Here is a 16,179-nt window from a genome sequence, read left to right on the forward strand (position 1 = left end):
GCCGCGGCGCGGCCGTACTGGCCGCCGCGACCGGACTCGCCGTCCTCACCGGCTGCGGGGCCGCCGACATGACCCGCCAGTCCTCCCCGTACGCCGCCGCCCAGGGCGCCAAGACCGTCACCCTCTCCGTGCAGTCGTGGGTCGGCGCCCAGGCGAACACCGCCGTCGCCTCCTACCTCCTCGAACACGAGCTGGGCTACCGGGTGGACACCGTCCAGGTCGACGAGGTCCCCGCCTGGGACGCCCTCAGCCAGGGCCGCGTCGACGCGATCCTGGAGGACTGGGGACACCCCGAGCAGGAGGAGCGGTACGTCGCGGGCAAGAAGACCATCACCCCCGGCGGGGACCTGGGAGTGACGGGCCACATCGGCTGGTTCGTCCCCACGTACTTCGCCGAGGCCCATCCGGACGTCACCGACTGGAAGAACCTCGACAAGTACGCCGACCAGCTGCGCACCCCCGAAAGCCGCGGCAAGGGCCAGCTGCTGGACGGCTCCCCGTCCTACATCACGAACGACAAGGCGCTGGTGGAGAACCTGGGCCTGGACTTCGAAGTGGTCTTCGCCGGCTCCGAGGCCGCCCAGATCACCCAGATCAAGCAGTTCGCCAAGGAGCAGAAGCCCTTCCTGACGTACTGGTACGAGCCGCAGTGGCTCTTCGAGCGGGTCCCGATGACCGAGGTGAAGCTCCCCGAGTACACCGAGGGCTGCGCGGACGATCCCCAGAAGGTGGCCTGCGCCTACCCGAACACCCCGCTCCAGAAGTACCTCAACACGCGCTTCGCGGAGTCGGGCGGGAAGGCGGCCGGCTTCCTGAAGAAGTTCCACTGGACCAAGGAGCAGCAGAACGAGGTGTCCCTGATGATCGCTGAGGAGAAGCTGCCGCCGCAGCAGGCGGCGAAGCGGTGGGTCGAGCGCAACGAGAACGTGTGGAAGCCCTGGGTGGAGTGACGGGGTGACGGAGTGACGGAGTGACGTAGCGCCGACGCTACGGCCCGGTCAGGGCGGCGTCGATCATGCGGCGGGCCGTGGCCGTCAGCTCGGCCCGGTCCGGGGCCGGGCGGGAGCGGGCGAGGGCGCCGGCGAGGCGGTCGTAGAGCAGGCCGTCCGTCCAGGCTGCCAGCAGCTCGGCGGACTCCTGCGGCCGCCGCGCGCCGAGGGCCGCGAGCACGGCGGCCGCACGGGCCCGCGCTCCGAGGCCGGCCTGATGGAGCTCGGCCTCCAGTTCCGTGTTCCGTGCGGCCTCCAGGCTCAGCTCGAAGCGCGCGAGCTGCCGCGCCCGGCCGGCGGTCAGCCACCGGTACAGCAGGGCGCCGAGCGCCCCGGCCGCCGCATTCCGGTCGGACCCCACCGCGGGGGCGTCGCCGTCGAAGTCCGCGAGGTCGAGCTCGGCCAGCCTGCGGTAGCAGGCGCCGATCAGCGCCGTCCGCGTGCGGAAGTAGTAGGAGGTGCTCCCCGCGGGCAGCGCCGCCGCGCCGTCGACCGCGCGGTGCGTGAGCCCCCGCAGGCCCGCGTCGGCCACGAGGCCGATCGCCGTGTCCGCGATCAGGGTCCGGCGGTCGGGGGCGGTCGCGGGCGGCGGGGGGGTGGACATGAGCACACTCTACCCCCCTCCCCGACGGCCCGGTCCGCGCGGTCCTGGTCGCCGGCGGCTACGGCAGCGCCCCGATGTTCGCCCTCGCCGAGGAGATACGGCGCCGCGGCGGCCGCGTCGCCTTCGTGCTCGGCGCTTCCACCGCCGACCGCCTGTTCGGAACCGACCGTGCCGAGGCCCTCTCCGAGCACGTGTACGTCGTCACCGACGACGGGTCGGCCGGCCGCGCGGGCCGGGTCACGGACCTGCTCCCCGAGGCCATCGCGGCGATCGGCGCCACCGAGGTCCACTCCTGCGGGCCGATGGGCATGCTCAAGGCCGTCACGGAGATCGCCGCCGCCGCCGGCGCGGCCAGTCACACCGCCGTGGAGGAGGCCATGGCCTGTGGCATCGGGATCTGCATGAGCTGCGTCCTGCCCGTGACCGGCCCCGACGGCGTCGCCCGTTTTCTTCGCTCCTGCACATCCGGCCCCGTTTTCGACGGCACCACCGTCCGCTGGGACGAGGTGGGGACCTTGCCCGAAGACCTCGAGGGCGCCGGTGCCATGACCCCGAAGGCGGGCACGCGGTGAACCCCGAAGACGTCGACATGTCGGCACCGCTGGGTGCCCGCGTCACCCTCCCCAACCCCGTCTCCACTGCCTCGGGCTGCGCCGGCTACGGCCGCGAGCTGCACCGCTTCACCCCCCTCGGCGAGCTCGGCACCATCACCACCAAGACCGTGATGCCGTACGTGCGCTCGGGCCGTCCCGCTCCGCGCATGGCCGAGACCCCCAGCGGCATGCTGAACTCGATCGGGCTCCAGGGCTCCGGCATCGACCACTTCGTCGAGCACGAGCTGCCCTGGCTGGCCGAGCGCGGGGCGCGGGTGCTCGTATCGGTCGCGGGGGAGCGCGCGGAGGAGTTCGCCGAGGCGGCGGCAAGGCTGACCGGGCAGCCCGGCGTGGTCGGCATCGAGGTCAACATCTCCTGCCCCAACGTCGCGAGCCGCGGCCTCGTCTTCGCCTGTGACGCCGACGCCTCGTACGAGGTGGTCAAGGCCGTCAAGGCGGCGGCCGATCCCGCGCTGCCCGTCTACGCCAAGCTGACGCCCGATGTGACCCGGATCACCGATGTCGCGGCGGCCTGCGCGGACGCGGGCGCCGACGGGCTCTCGATGATCAACACCGTGCTCGGCATGGCCATCGACACCGACACGATGCGCCCGGCCCTCGCCGGGGTCACCGGGGGGCTGTCCGGGCCCGCGATCCGGCCCGTCGCCGTCCGCTGCGTCTTCCAGGTCCACGCGGCGATGCTGGCGGGCGGCGTCCGGCGGGTCCCCATCCTCGGCATGGGCGGGATCGCCTCCGGCCGGGACGCGCTGGAGTTCGTCCTCGCCGGGGCTTCCGGGGTGGCGGTCGGCACCGCGCTGTTCAACGATCCGTCCGCGCCGCTGAGGATCCGCGACGACCTGCGTTCGGCGCTCGCCGCACGTGGAATCGGGGCGTTCGAGGACGCCGTCGGGCTCGCTCATCGCACTGTCTGACGAAATTCGAACGTCTTCCACCGGACAAAACAGGGGTAGTTTGTCCGTGATGTACGGTTCAGTGGAGGCTGACCAGGACTTTTCGTCCGTTCTCGCTGACGGGAGCGGTCATGGCCGCTAGTCTCCGACCAGAGTGAACGAGCAGTGATCGAGCAACACCGCTGTTCGGGCGCTTCCCTGGTGTGGTGCCCTCAAGCTCCCCACCGGTCCGTATCCGACAGTTCGACATCCGAGGTGACGTAGGCGTGGCTCTTCCGCCCCTTACCCCTGAACAGCGCGCAGCAGCGCTCGAAAAGGCCGCCGCGGCTCGCCGGGAGCGGGCCGAGGTGAAGAATCGACTCAAGCACTCCGGCGCCTCCCTCCAAGACGTCATCAAGACGGGCCAGGAGAATGACGTCATCGGCAAGATGAAGGTCTCCGCACTTCTGGAGTCCCTGCCTGGCGTCGGCAAGGTGCGCGCCAAGCAGATCATGGAGCGCCTCGGCATCTCCGAGTCCCGGCGTGTCCGAGGTCTCGGTTCCAACCAGATCGCTTCTCTGGAGCGTGAGTTCGGCACTCCTGCCGGCTGACGCGCCGCCTGAAGTGCGACCGGCGTTCTCAGGCAGTCCCGAGAAGCTGGATAATCGCTCTATGGCAGCAGAGGTTCGTCCGCGGCTGACCGTGCTCTCCGGCCCTTCGGGGGTCGGCAAGAGCACGGTCGTCGCGCATATGCGCAAGGTTCACCCCGAGGTCTGGCTCTCGGTTTCGGCCACCACCCGCAAGCCGCGGCCCGGTGAGCGACACGGAGTCCAGTACTTCTTCGTCAACGACGACGAGTTCGACAAGCTGATCGCCAATGGCGAGCTGCTGGAGTGGGCCGAGTTCGCGGGCAACCGCTACGGCACACCCCGCGGCGCAGTGCTGGAACGCCTGGAGAACGGCGAACCGGTCCTGCTGGAGATCGATCTCCAGGGCGCCCGGCTGGTCCGGGATTCGATGTCCGAGGCACAGCTGGTCTTCCTGGCGCCTCCGAGTTGGGACGAGCTGGTTCGCCGGCTCACCGGTCGGGGCACCGAATCGGCGGAGGTCATCGAGCGGAGGCTCGGCACCGCGAAGATCGAACTGGCTGCCGAATCCGAGTTCGATACCACCCTGGTCAACACCTCGGTCGAGGATGTGGCGCGCGAGCTGCTAACCTTGATGAATGTTGTTTGATCGTTGATCGATGTTCAGTCGATCGGTGTTCCTCAACTGATCTTTCAACCCATCTTCGGAAGGTAGAGCGTGTCCTCTTCCATTACTGCGCCCGAGGGCATCATCAACCCGCCGATCGACGAGCTGCTCGAGGCCACGGACTCGAAGTACAGCCTCGTGATCTACGCGGCCAAGCGTGCCCGTCAGATCAATGCGTACTACTCGCAGCTCGGTGAGGGCCTGCTCGAGTACGTCGGCCCGCTGGTGGACACCCACGTCCACGAGAAGCCGCTTTCGATCGCGCTGCGCGAGATCAACGCGGGTCTGCTGACCTCCGAGGCCATCGAGGCCCCGGCTCAGTAAGGCACGAGTTTTTCCTTCACCACAGGCCCGGCAGAACATCTGCCGGGCCTGTGGTGTGTCATAGGTGTCACAGGTGTGGGCGTCACGGGGTCGGTACAGGTCCAGGTCCAGGTCCATCCGAAGGGGCGTGTGTGGTGGGTAAGCCGAAGGTCGTACTCGGAGTCAGCGGCGGGATCGCCGCCTACAAGGCGTGCGAGCTGCTGCGCCGGCTGACCGAGTCGGGACACGACGTGCGGGTGGTGCCCACGGCGGCGTCGCTGAACTTCGTCGGCGAGGCCACCTGGGCCGCCCTCTCGGGCAACCCGGCGTCCACCGAGGTCTGGGAGACCGTCCACGAGGTGCCGCACGTGCGCATCGGGCAGTCCGCCGACCTCGTCGTCGTCGCCCCGGCCACCGCCGACATGCTGGCCAAGTCCGCCCACGGGCTCGCGGACGACCTGCTCACCAACACCCTGCTCACCGCACGTTGCCCGGTGGTGTTCGCACCCGCGATGCACACCGAGATGTGGGAGCACCCGGCCACCCAGGAGAACGTGGCCACGCTGCGCCGGCGCGGCGCCGTCGTCATCGAGCCGGCCGTCGGCCGGCTCACCGGCAAGGACACCGGCAAGGGGCGGCTGCCCGACCCCGAGGAGATCTTCGAGGTCTGCCGCGGCGTCCTGCGCAGGGGCGCCCTGCCGGGCGGCACGGGCGGGCCCGACCTCGCCGGCCGGCACGTGGTGATCAGCGCGGGCGGCACGCGGGAGCCGCTGGACCCGGTCCGCTTCCTCGGCAACCGCTCCTCCGGCAAGCAGGGCTACGCGCTGGCCCGCACCGCCGTCGCGCGCGGGGCCCGGGTCACCCTGGTCTCCGCCAACGCCGCGCTCGCCGACCCGGCCGGGGTGGACGTCGTACGGGTCGGGACGGCCCTGCAGCTGCGCGAGGCCGTGCTCAAGGCGGCCGCGGACGCCGACGCCGTGGTGATGGCCGCCGCCGTGGCCGATTTCCGGCCGGCGCGGTACGCGGACGGGAAGATCAAGAAGAAGGACGGGCAGGAGCCCGATCCGGTCGCCCTCGTGCGCAATCCCGACGTCCTCGCCGAGATCTCCGCCGACCGGGCCCGGGAGGGGCAGGTCGTCGTCGGATTCGCCGCCGAGACCGACGACGTACTCGCCAACGGGCGCGCCAAACTCATCCGAAAGGGGTGCGACCTCCTCGTGGTGAACGAAGTGGGAGAGACCAAGACCTTCGGTTCCGAGGAGAACGAGGCGGTCGTCCTTGCCTCCGACGGGACCGAGACCTCCGTCCCTTACGGTCCGAAGGAAGCACTCGCGGACGTGATTTGGGACCAGGTCGCACCGCGCATCGGAACGCGACGCGCCTGAGCGGTGCCTCTTCTCCCCGGCAATTCCTTGCGTCAGAATGGAGTGCCGCAGGTCACACGCCTCCCACAGGGCGAGACGGGTGGTCCAGCGCACGGTGGCGACCGATAAACTGCATCCGGAACGTGATCGGGCGCAGCCTCCGATGTGGTTCCGCCAATGATTCAGCCAGCAGCCGCTGCAACCCCAGGGAGCGTTGTGTCCCGTCGCCTTTTCACCTCGGAGTCCGTGACCGAGGGTCACCCCGACAAGATCGCTGACCAGATCAGCGACACCATCCTCGACGCGCTCCTCACCGAGGACCCGACCTCGCGCGTGGCCGTGGAGACCCTCATCACCACCGGTCTCGTGCACATCGCGGGAGAGGTGACGACGAAGGCGTACGCGCCGATCGCGCAGCTCGTCCGCGACAAGATCCTGGAGATCGGCTACGACTCCTCGAAGAAGGGCTTCGACGGCGCCTCCTGCGGCGTGTCGGTGTCCATCGGCGCGCAGTCCCCGGACATCGCGCAGGGCGTCGACACCGCCTACGAGAAGCGCGTCGAGGGCGATGAGGACGAGCTCGACAAGCAGGGCGCCGGCGACCAGGGCCTGATGTTCGGCTACGCCTGCGACGAGACCCCCGAGCTGATGCCGCTGCCGATCCACATCGCGCACCGGCTCTCCAAGCGGCTGTCCGAGGTCCGCAAGAACGGGACCATCCCGTACCTGCGTCCCGACGGCAAGACCCAGGTCACCATCGAGTACGACGGCGACAAGGCCGTCCGCCTCGACACCGTCGTCGTGTCCTCGCAGCACGCCGCGGACATCGACCTGGACTCGCTGCTGGCTCCGGACATCCGCGAGTTCGTCGTCGAGTACGTGCTGTCGCAGCTCGTCGAGGACGGCATCAAGCTGGAGACCGAGGGCTACCGGCTGCTGGTCAACCCGACCGGGCGCTTCGAGATCGGCGGCCCGATGGGCGACGCCGGTCTGACCGGCCGCAAGATCATCATCGACACGTACGGCGGCATGGCCCGCCACGGCGGCGGCGCCTTCTCGGGCAAGGACCCGTCCAAGGTCGACCGCTCCGCCGCGTACGCCATGCGCTGGGTCGCGAAGAACGTCGTCGCCGCGGGCCTCGCCTCGCGCTGCGAGGTCCAGGTCGCGTACGCGATCGGCAAGGCCGAGCCCGTCGGCCTGTTCGTCGAGACCTTCGGCACCCACAAGGTGGACGTGCAGAAGATCGAGGACGCGATCGGCCAGGTCTTCGACCTGCGTCCCGCCGCGATCATCCGCGACCTCGACCTGCTCCGCCCGATCTACGCCCAGACCGCCGCGTACGGCCACTTCGGCCGCGAGCTGCCGGACTTCACCTGGGAGCGCACCGACCGCGTCGACGCGCTGCGCGCCGCCGTCGGCCTCTAAGCACCAGAGCCCGTGACGCGAGGCCCCGGACCCCACGGTCCGGGGCCTCGCGCGTGCCCGTGGGAAAGCGGGCGGGCGCGGCCGGATCCGGCCGCTGTCGGTGGGGTTTGGTAAGAATGCGGGTGTGAGCAGCACGAACGAAACCGGGCAGCGGGGCGGGGACGGGCCCGGCGGCCCGCCGGAGCAGCTCGCGCTGATGCGGGAGATGGTCGCCGAGGCGAAGGCCAAGGCGCCCAAGGCCAAACCGCGGACCTGGCGCGGAGCCGCCGTCGCCGAGGACCTGCCCGTCGCCCGCGTCCTCGTGAACAAGGGCGTGCTCCACCTCGACCGGCTCTTCGACTACGCGGTTCCCGCCGAGCTCTCCGAGTCCGCCCGGCCGGGCGTCCGCGTCCGGGTCCGCTTCGGCGCCGGATCCCACCGCGTCCACGGCGGCCGCCGGGAGGGCGGCGGGCTCATCGACGGCTTCGTCGTCGAGCGCCGCGCCGAATCCGACTACGACGGCGCGCTCGCGGCCCTCGCCCAGGTCGTCTCGCCCGAGGTCGTCCTAGGCCCCCGCATGCTCGCCCTGGCCCGCGCCGTGGCCGACCGGTACGCCGGCAGCCTCGCCGACGTGCTCCAGCTCGCGCTGCCCGCGCGCAGCGCGCGCGCCGAGGGCAGGCCGGCCCCCGAACGGGCATGTCCCGACAACTCCTCACGCCCCCACGGGCCGCCGCCCTCGCCACCGCGGTCCTCGCCACGATCCTGCCGGCCGTGGCCTGGATGGCCGGCGGCGCGGCCAGCGCCGCCCCGGCCCCGGCCCTCGCCGCCGCGGCCGCCCCGGCAGCCCGGCGGGACCGGCTCCGCCGACCGCGGGCTGGTCGTCGCGGTCAGCCCGTTCGAGGAGCCCAATCCGCGGATCGTCGCCGCCGCCGAGCGCGCCGGGGCCCTCGGCCTGCTGGACCTCGGCCGTGACGAAGGGGCCTCGCGGCGTGCCGTCGCCGAGCTCGCCCACCGCCTCACCGGGCGCCCTTACGGGGTACGGGTGCCCGCGGGCTGCCCGACCGGGCCGCGCGACCTGCCGGCCGAGGTGGACACGGTCCTCCTGGCCGACCCCGCGTCGCACACCGCCGAGCGGATCGCCGACTGGGCGGCGTCCGCCGGGAGCCCCCGCGTCTGGGCCGAGGTCACCGATCTGCCGCAGGCCCTCGCGGCCGCGGCCGCCGGGGCGGACGCGCTCGTCGCCAAGGGGCACGAGGCCGGCGGCCGGGTGGGCGGGGCCACCACCTTCGTCCTGCTCCAGCAGCTCCTCGCCGACCCCGCGATCGGGTTGCCCGTACGGGCGTACGGCGGGATCGGGCCGCACACGGCGGCCGCGGCCGTCGCGGGCGGAGCCCGCGGGGTGCTGGTCGACGCACAACTCGCCCTCACCCCCGAGGGGGAGGCCGATCTGCCCGCCGAAGTGGCCGCGGCGCTGCGGGCCATGGACGGCTCCGAGACCAGGCTCCTGGACGGCCACCGGGTCTACGCGCGCCCCGACCTGACCCCGCCCGTGGGCCCCGCCGCCGGCCTGCTCGGCGCCCGGGACCTGCGGACGCAACTGCTCCCCGTCGGACAGGACGGGGCCGCGGCGGCCCGGCTGGCCGCACGCCACCGCACGACCGGCGGCGTCCTCCAGGCCATCCGGGCGGCCGTCACGGGCCACCTGGCGGCCGCCGTACGGGCCCGGCCGCCCGGCGGCGCACAGGGCCCGGGGCAGCCGCTCCACGTGGCCCAGGGCCCGATGACCCGGGTGAGCGACCAGGCCGCCTTCGCCGAAGCGGTCGCCGCCGAGGGCGGGGTCCCCTACCTGGCGCTCGCCGTGATGGAAGGCCCCGAGGTGCGCCGGCTGCTCGCCGAGGCCGCCGACCGCCTCGGGGACCGGCCCTGGGGCGTGGGACTGCTCGGCTTCGCCCCGGCCGAACTGCGGGCCGCGCAACTGGCGGCCGTCGCCGAGGTGCGTCCCCCGCACGCGATCATCGCGGGCGGCACCCCGGGGCAGGCCGCCCCGCTGGAGGCGGCCGGGATCCGCACCCATCTCCACGTGCCCTCGCCCGGGCTGCTGGAGCGCTACCTCGCCGAGGGGGCGCGCAGGTTCGTGTTCGAGGGGCTGGAGTGCGGCGGCCACGTCGGACCGCGCGCCTCGTTCCCGCTGTGGGAGGAGCAGATCGAGCTGCTCCTGTCGTGTCGCGAACCGGCCGCGCTGGACGTGCTGTTCGCCGGCGGCATCCACGACGGGCGCTCCGCCGCGATGGCCGCGGCCGCCGCGGCGCCGCTCGCCGATCGGGGCGCCCGGATCGGCGTGCTCATGGGCACCGCCTACCTCTTCACCGAGGAGGCGGTCGCGGCCGGCGCCGTGCTGCCGCGCTTCCAGCGCGCCGCCGTGGAGTGCGCCGACACCGTACTGCTGCACACCGCGCCCGGGCACGCCACACGGTGTGCCGCCACCCCGTACGCCGCCGCCTTCGAGGAGACCCGGCGCCGGCTCGAAGACGGCGGCGCGCAGCCGCGCGAGGTGTGGGAGGAGCTGGAGCGGCTCAACCTGGGCCGGCTGCGGATCGCCAGCAAGGGCCTGCGGCGCACGGCCGGCGGCACCGCACTGGAGCCCGTGGACGAGGAACAGCAGGAAGCAGAAGGGCTGTTCATGCTCGGCCAGGCCGCCACCCTGCGCTCCGGGACCACCACGATCGCCGCGCTGCACGCCGAGGTCACCGAGGGAGCGACCGAGCAACTGCGCCGGCGCGCCCGGGAGCTGGCCGCACCCGCGGCCGACGAGGCGCCGCCCGAGCCGCTGGACATCGCCGTCGTCGGCATGGCCTGCGCCTATCCCGGCGCACCCGACCTCGCCGCCTACTGGGCCAGGATCCTGGCCGGGGCCGACGCGGTGACCGAGGTGCCGGCCGAACGCTGGGACCCGGCGCTCTACTTCGACCCCGACCCGGCCCGGGCCGGGGAACGCACCCCCTCCCGGTGGGGCGGCTTCCTCGGCCCGATGCCCTTCGACGCCCTGGCCCACGGCATCCCGCCCGCGTCGCTGGCCGGGATCGAACCGGTCCAGCTGCTGGCCCTGGAGATCTCCGCGCGCGCCCTGGCGGACGCCGGGTACGGCAAGGACCGCGCATTCGACCGGTCCCGTACCTCCGTGGTCTTCGGCGCGGAGGCCGGCACCGAACTGGCGGGAGCGTACGGGCTGCGCGCGCTGTACCCCGGATACCTGGGCGAGCTCCCCGCGGGGCTCGACGCGCAACTGCCGCGGCTCACCGAGGACTCCTTCCCCGGAGTGCTCGCCAACGTCATCGCGGGCCGGGTCGCCAACCGGCTGGACCTCGGCGGCGCCAACTGCACGGTCGACGCCGCGTGCGCCTCCTCGCTGGCCGCACTGGACCTCGCCTGCCGCCAACTGCGCGACCAGGACAGCGACATGGTGCTGTGCGGCGGAGCCGATGTCCACAACGGCATCAACGACTACCTGCTGTTCTCCTCCGTCCGCGCCCTCTCGCCGCGCGGCCGCTGCCGGCCCTTCGACGCCACCGCGGACGGCATCGCCCTCGGCGAGGGCGTGGGAGCGCTCGTGCTGAAGCGGCTCGCGGACGCGGAACGGGACGGCGACCGGGTGTACGCCGTGATCAAGGCGGTCGGCGCGTCCAGTGACGGACGGTCCCTCGGCCTGACCGCCCCCCGGCCGGAAGGGCAGCGCCGGGCCCTGGAGCGGGCCTACGCGCGGGCCGGGATCAGCCCCGCGGAGGTCGGCCTGGTCGAAGCGCACGGGACCGGCACCGTCGTCGGCGACAGCACCGAACTGGCCGTACTGAGCGAGCTGTTCACCGGGGCCGGCGCGGCGCCGGGCGCCTGTGCGCTGGGTTCGGTGAAATCGCAGATCGGGCACACCAAGTGCGCGGCCGGGCTGGCCGGGCTCATCAAGGCGGCCCGGGCGGTCCACTCGGGCGTACGGCCGCCGACCCTGCACATCGACGGCCCGGTCCCGGCCTGGCAGGCGGGGACCAGCCCGTTCTTCTTCGACGCGCAGGCCCGGCCGTGGGCGGCGCCCCCGGAGCGGCGGATCGCCGGGGTGAGCGCCTTCGGCTTCGGCGGCACCAACTACCACGCCGTGCTCACCGGTTACGCCGGATCCGAAGAGCCCCGGCACGGGCTGGAGGAGTGGCCGGCCGAACTGTTCTGCTTCCGCGGCGCGGACCGCCGCGCCGCGGGCCGGGCGATGGCACGGCTCGCGGCCCGGCTGGAGGAGAACGACGCGGCCGGGCGGCCGTGGGCGCTGCGGGACCTCGCCGCGGAGGCCGCGGCGGACCCCGGCGCGGTGCGGGTCGCCGTCGTGGCCGCCGACCTGGACCAGCTCGCCGCCCGGCTGGAGCGCGCCCGGGCCTTCGTCCCGGGCGAGGGGGTCCACGTACGGGAGGAGGCGGCGGACCCCGGCCTGGTGGCCTTCCTGTTCCCCGGACAGGGCAGTCAGCGCCCGGGAATGCTGGGCGAGCTGTTCACCGCCTTCCCGGCGCTGCGGGAGCTCCTGGACGCGGCCCCGGCGGGGGTGGTCTCCGCGGTGTTCCCGCCGGCGGCCTTCACCGCGCCGGAGCGGGCCGCACAGCGCGCCGCGGTCACCGACACCCGGGTGGCCCAGCCGGCCCTGGGACTCGCGGGCTCGGCGGCGCACTTGCTGCTCGGGACCCTGGGCGTACGGCCCGACTGCGTGGCCGGGCACTCCTACGGCGAGCTCACCGCCCTGTGGGCGGCGGGCGTGTGGGACACGGAGAGCCTGCTGAGGCTGAGTGCCCGCCGGGCCGAGGCCATCCTGGCCGCCGCGGGGGACGATCCCGGGTCGATGGCGGCGGTCAAGGCCGCACCGGAGCAAGTGCGCCCGATCGCCGAGCGCTCCGGATGCGTGGTGGCGAACCACAACGCGCCACGGCAGTGCGTGGTCTCGGGGCCCACCGCCGCCGTCCTCGAGGCGGTGGCCGCCCTGCGGGAGGCGGGCCTGTCGGCGGAGCCGATCCCGGTGGCCTGCGCGTTCCACAGCGAGGTGGTGGCGGGGGCCTCGGCGGCCCTCGCCGAGGAGCTGGCCGGGACGGCGATGGCCGATGCCGCCGTCCCGGTCTGGTCGAACACGACGGCCCGTCCGTACCCCGGGTCCGCCGGGGAGGTACGGGACCTGGTGGCCCGTCAGGTCGCCGAGCCGGTCCGGTTCGTGGAGCAGGTGGAGAACATGTACGCGGCCGGAGTCCGGACCTTCGTGGAGGCGGGGCCGGGCCGTGTGCTGTCCGGCCTGATCGGCCGCATCCTGCACGACCGGCCGCACACGGTGGTCCCGCTGGACGTGCCGGGGGAGCACGGCCTCGTCAGGCTTGTCACGGCGCTGGCGGAACTGGCGGCGGCGGGCGTGTCCGTGGCCCCGGAAGCCCTGTTCCGCGGCCGGACCTCGCGGCTCCCCGAGCGGGCGCCGCGCCGCCCGGGCTGGCTGGTGGACGGCCACCTGGTCCGCACGTCGGACGGCGCCCCGGTCCCGGGAGGCCTCCGGCCGGCCGGCCGGGTGGGTGTGGCGGTGCCGGTGCCGGTCGTGGTGACCGCGGCCGCGGGTCCGGATCCGGCCGCGTACGGGCCCGCGGGCCCGGTTCCGGCCGCCGGGTGGGCGCACGGCGCCGAGGTCCACGCAGTGAACGGTTCCCGGGCCGCCGGAGGTCTCCGGTCCGCGTCAGCACACGACATGGGAGGACACCAGATGGCCCAGACGACGAACGGCGCCCCGGCCGGAGGCCATTGGCCTCCGGCGGCCGCGGAAACCCCCGGCCGGGCAGCGGCCGGGTCCGCGCCGGGCCCGCTCCCCGGCCACCCGGACGGCCCGGCCGCGGGCCCGGGCCCGGCGGACGGTCGCGCCGTCCGCGCCGCGGACGACGACCGGTTCGGGGGACGGGCGGACGGCCACCCGGTCCGCGCGACGGGCGACGGCCCGGCCGTGGCCCCGGCCGACGGCCACCGGGGGCGGTCCGCGGACGGCACGCAGGCCGCCGCGGTCTTCCGGTCCGTCCCGGTGGACTGCCGGGACGAGGCGGTCCTGGAGTACCTGCGCGGCTCGCGCGAGCTGGTCCAGGCACAGCGGGACGTGATGCTGGGCTATCTGGGCACGACGGCGCCGGGCGCCGGGCGACCCTGGACCGGCGCGCTCGCGGCCCCGCTCCCCGCCCTCGGCGCCGCGCCGGACCAGTGGCCGGTGCTCGAAGCCGCCGGGACCACCGGCCAGGGCTCCGCGGACCCGCGGTACGTGGCAGCCGCCACCGGCCCGGGCTCCGCGACGCCGCAGGGTGCGGCCGTGCGCAACGGCCAGGTCCCGGCGGGGCCGTACGGCGCGGCCGCCGCCCCGGGAGCGGACGCGGCCACCGGCCAGGGCCAGGCGGGTCCGCCCGACGCGCGGGCTCTGCCGGGAGCCGGCGGCGGCTCGTGGACCGCGGCCTTCGGCGCGGCTCAGGCCGGTGCGGCCGACGGGCCCGGGGGGTCCGGGACCTGGCCGCCGGTCCCGGGCGGCGCGGCCACCGGACAGGCACCGGACGGCCCGGGCCTGCCGGGAGGCTCCGGCGGCTCGTGGGCGGCCACGGCCTACGAGACTCCGGCGGGCGCCGGTCACGGCCCCGAGGACGGCGCCACCCGGCCACCGGCTCCCGGCGGCGCGGCCCCGGCGGGGGCCCCGTACGGCCCGCCGCCGGCGTACGGCGGCGCGGCTCCGGCCGTGGCGCCGCCCGGCGGCACCGTCTCCCCCGGGTCCGGCCCCGGCGCCGGAACCGCCGACGCGGTGACACCACCGCCCGGGGGCTCCCACCGCACACCGGAAGAGGTGATGGACGTGATCGTGGAGATCGTCCACACCCGGACCGGATACCCGCGGGACATGCTCGAACCCGAACTGGACCTGGAGGCGGACCTGTCCATCGACTCCATCAAGCGGGTCGAGATCATCGGAGCGCTGGCCGACCGGATCGGCCTGCCCCAGGACCCGGGCGGCTCCGCCGAGTCCGCGGTCGAGGAACTGTCCCGCATCAAGACCCTGCGGGGCATCGTCGACTGGGTCACGGCCCACACCGCCCACACCCGTCCCCTATACCCCTCTGACGCGGCCGACCAGCTCGCCCCCGGGCCACCCCCACCTCGCCGGCGCCCGTCCGGCCCCGGACGGGCGCCGGCACGGCCACCACTACGTCATCGACCGCCACCACCAGCGCTGGCCCCACCCGGCCGGGGCCGCGCGGGGACGCGCTCCGCGGTCTCCCTGACCGCCGGGATCACTTGCGCAGCAGGGCGCAGACGAAGTCCTCCTGGACCTCCCGGACCTGTGCGAGCAGGTCGGGGTTGGTGGTGAGGGAGGTCTGCGCGGTGATCGAGAAGGTCAGCGAGCGCCGGCCGTCCGCCGTGGCCGCCGCCAGCTGCGTGTAGCCCGCCGTGTTGCCGGTGTGGCCGTACACGACTCCGCAGCGCGTGGTGTAGCGGAAGATCGCCAGGCCCGCCTCGGTGCGGCCGGGGCCGGGGGGCTGGGACAGTGCGCCGGGGATGAACCGGAACTGCTGGCGCCGGGTGCGCTCCGAGACGAGCGCGCCGCCCGCGTAGCCCCGGATGAACGCGGTCAGGTCCTTCGGCGTCGAGACGATGCCCCCGGACGCCCAGGCTCCCGAGGCGCCCACCGCCTCGCTGACGTCGACGGGCCCGGCCTGCGGGTCGATCTGGTAGCCGTGGAGGAAGGGCGCGGGCAGCCGGTAGCCCTGGGGCAGGCTCGTGGCGTGCAGGCCCAACGGCTCGTAGACGAGCTCGCGCAGCAGGTCCTCGTACCGGCGCCCGGTGGCGGCCTCGGCCATGAGGGCGACGGCGATGTTGTCGGAGTTGGAGTACTGGTAGCGGCTGCCCGGCCGGAAATCGAGGTCCTCGTCGGCGACGAACTCCAGCAGGCGCCGGGAGTCGAAGCGGTGGCGGGGGTCCTCGGAGATGACGTCGATGAAGCCCTGGGACGCCGAGTAGTCGGGCAGTCCGCTGGTGTGGTTGAGCAGTTGACGCAATGTCACCCGGTGCCACGCGTCCGGCTGGCCGGGCAGCACCCGGCCGATCGTGTCGTCCAGGTGCAGCTTGCCGCGGTCGACGAGCGTCAGGGCCACCGCCCCGCTGAAGGCCTTGGCGACGCTGGCGATCCGCATGTGGTCGGTGGCCTTCGGCGGCCGGCCGCTCTCCACGTCGGCCACGCCCGCCCGGTAGACCTCCGTACGGTCGCCGTCGCGCAGGACGGCGATGACCCCGGGCGGCCCGTCGGGCCGCTCCACCAGTTCCCTCAGCTCCTGGCGGAGGGAGGGCCCGGGCGGCGGGTTGCGGTCCGCGCCGGCCTGCGCGGGCTGCACGGAGACGGCGAGCACGGCGCCGCACACTGCGGTGGCGGCGGCCAGGCGCAGCGAAGGGCGGATCCGGCCGGTGCGGCCGTACGGGCGTCGGGACACGGGGGTACCTCCGGGGGGAGAGACGGAGCGGCGGTGGCCCACGATGACAGGAGCCCTCCGGATCCGGCCGCGACACGGCCGCGCGCCGCCCGTCCGTGGCCCGTCCGTGGCCCGTCCGGCCCTGGCGGGGGCGGTGCGAGCCGGTCGAACACCTGCCCGCGGCTTGGACTTCCCGGCGGGGCAACCAATGGCGCCGATCCGCGTCTTGAACTTCTGGCGGTCCGCATCCGTTCGCACCGTCCGTGACCGTCCCCCCGCTTCGAGAGGT

Annotated in this window: 11 protein-coding genes; 9 read left to right on the top strand and 2 right to left on the bottom strand. The window is 74.2% G+C overall.

Annotated features, from left to right (window positions below; translation table 11 throughout):
* The first annotated feature begins 68 nt into the window (after positions 1-68).
* Positions 69-950, top strand: coding sequence for an ABC transporter substrate-binding protein (locus tag DRB96_RS37935; protein WP_239516937.1), 882 nt, complete (start codon positions 69-71; stop codon positions 948-950).
* A 37-nt stretch (positions 951-987) separates the two neighbouring features.
* On the opposite strand, the gene DRB96_RS37940 is transcribed toward DRB96_RS37935, so the two are convergent.
* The gene (locus DRB96_RS37940) at positions 988-1,593 is read right to left on the bottom strand and encodes a TetR/AcrR family transcriptional regulator (protein ID WP_112454253.1); all 606 of its coding nucleotides are present in this window, start codon (positions 1,591-1,593) and stop codon (positions 988-990) included.
* A 44-nt stretch (positions 1,594-1,637) separates the two neighbouring features.
* Between DRB96_RS37940 and DRB96_RS37945 the strand changes: the two genes are divergently transcribed.
* The 8 genes from DRB96_RS37945 to DRB96_RS37980 all read left to right on the top strand — a co-directional run bounded on the left by DRB96_RS37945 (position 1,638) and on the right by DRB96_RS37980 (position 14,794).
* The gene (locus tag DRB96_RS37945) at positions 1,638-2,165 is read left to right on the top strand and encodes a hypothetical protein (protein WP_275432093.1); all 528 of its coding nucleotides are present in this window, start codon (positions 1,638-1,640) and stop codon (positions 2,163-2,165) included.
* On the top strand, positions 2,162-3,118 hold the full coding sequence (locus DRB96_RS37950; protein WP_239516499.1) for a dihydroorotate dehydrogenase: 957 nt from the start codon (positions 2,162-2,164) through the stop codon (positions 3,116-3,118). Before DRB96_RS37945 ends, DRB96_RS37950 begins: the two co-directional genes overlap by 4 nt.
* A 245-nt stretch (positions 3,119-3,363) precedes the next feature.
* Positions 3,364-3,687 (top strand): integration host factor, encoded by a 324-nt coding sequence (locus tag DRB96_RS37955; protein WP_112452485.1) that lies wholly within the window; start codon positions 3,364-3,366, stop codon positions 3,685-3,687.
* Between the two features lie 61 nt (positions 3,688-3,748).
* A complete protein-coding gene (gene gmk / locus DRB96_RS37960; RefSeq protein WP_112452486.1) occupies positions 3,749-4,312 on the top strand; it encodes a guanylate kinase in 564 nt (187 codons plus the stop codon).
* A gap of 69 nt (positions 4,313-4,381) precedes the next feature.
* Positions 4,382-4,654, top strand: a complete 273-nt coding sequence (gene rpoZ / locus DRB96_RS37965) for a DNA-directed RNA polymerase subunit omega (RefSeq protein ID WP_004948662.1) — start codon at positions 4,382-4,384, stop codon at positions 4,652-4,654.
* Positions 4,655-4,788: 134 nt separating this feature from the next.
* Positions 4,789-6,018 (top strand): bifunctional phosphopantothenoylcysteine decarboxylase/phosphopantothenate--cysteine ligase CoaBC, encoded by a 1,230-nt coding sequence (gene coaBC / locus DRB96_RS37970; protein ID WP_112452487.1) that lies wholly within the window; start codon positions 4,789-4,791, stop codon positions 6,016-6,018.
* Between the two features lie 195 nt (positions 6,019-6,213).
* Positions 6,214-7,422, top strand: a complete 1,209-nt coding sequence (gene metK, locus DRB96_RS37975) for a methionine adenosyltransferase (RefSeq protein WP_112452488.1) — start codon at positions 6,214-6,216, stop codon at positions 7,420-7,422.
* A gap of 124 nt (positions 7,423-7,546) precedes the next feature.
* Positions 7,547-14,794: a type I polyketide synthase gene (locus DRB96_RS37980; protein WP_162689131.1), complete on the top strand. Its 7,248-nt coding sequence runs from the start codon at positions 7,547-7,549 to the stop codon at positions 14,792-14,794.
* On the opposite strand, the gene DRB96_RS37985 is transcribed toward DRB96_RS37980, so the two are convergent.
* On the bottom strand, positions 14,718-15,911 hold the full coding sequence (locus DRB96_RS37985; RefSeq protein WP_239516509.1) for a serine hydrolase domain-containing protein: 1,194 nt from the start codon (positions 15,909-15,911) through the stop codon (positions 14,718-14,720). The genes DRB96_RS37980 and DRB96_RS37985 overlap by 77 nt on opposite strands.
* Positions 15,912-16,179: the final 268 nt, after the last annotated feature.

The organism is Streptomyces sp. ICC1, from assembly GCF_003287935.1.
GTDB lineage: Bacteria > Actinomycetota > Actinomycetes > Streptomycetales > Streptomycetaceae > Streptomyces > Streptomyces tritrimontium.

Coding starts and splice junctions, on each gene's coding strand:
- DRB96_RS37935 (WP_239516937.1), top strand. CDS start 69: ATGACCCGCCAGTCCTCCCCGTACGCCGCCGCCCAGGGCGCCAAGACC.
- DRB96_RS37940 (WP_112454253.1), bottom strand. CDS start 1,593: ATGTCCACCCCCCCGCCGCCCGCGACCGCCCCCGACCGCCGGACCCTG.
- gmk (WP_112452486.1), top strand. CDS start 3,749: ATGGCAGCAGAGGTTCGTCCGCGGCTGACCGTGCTCTCCGGCCCTTCG.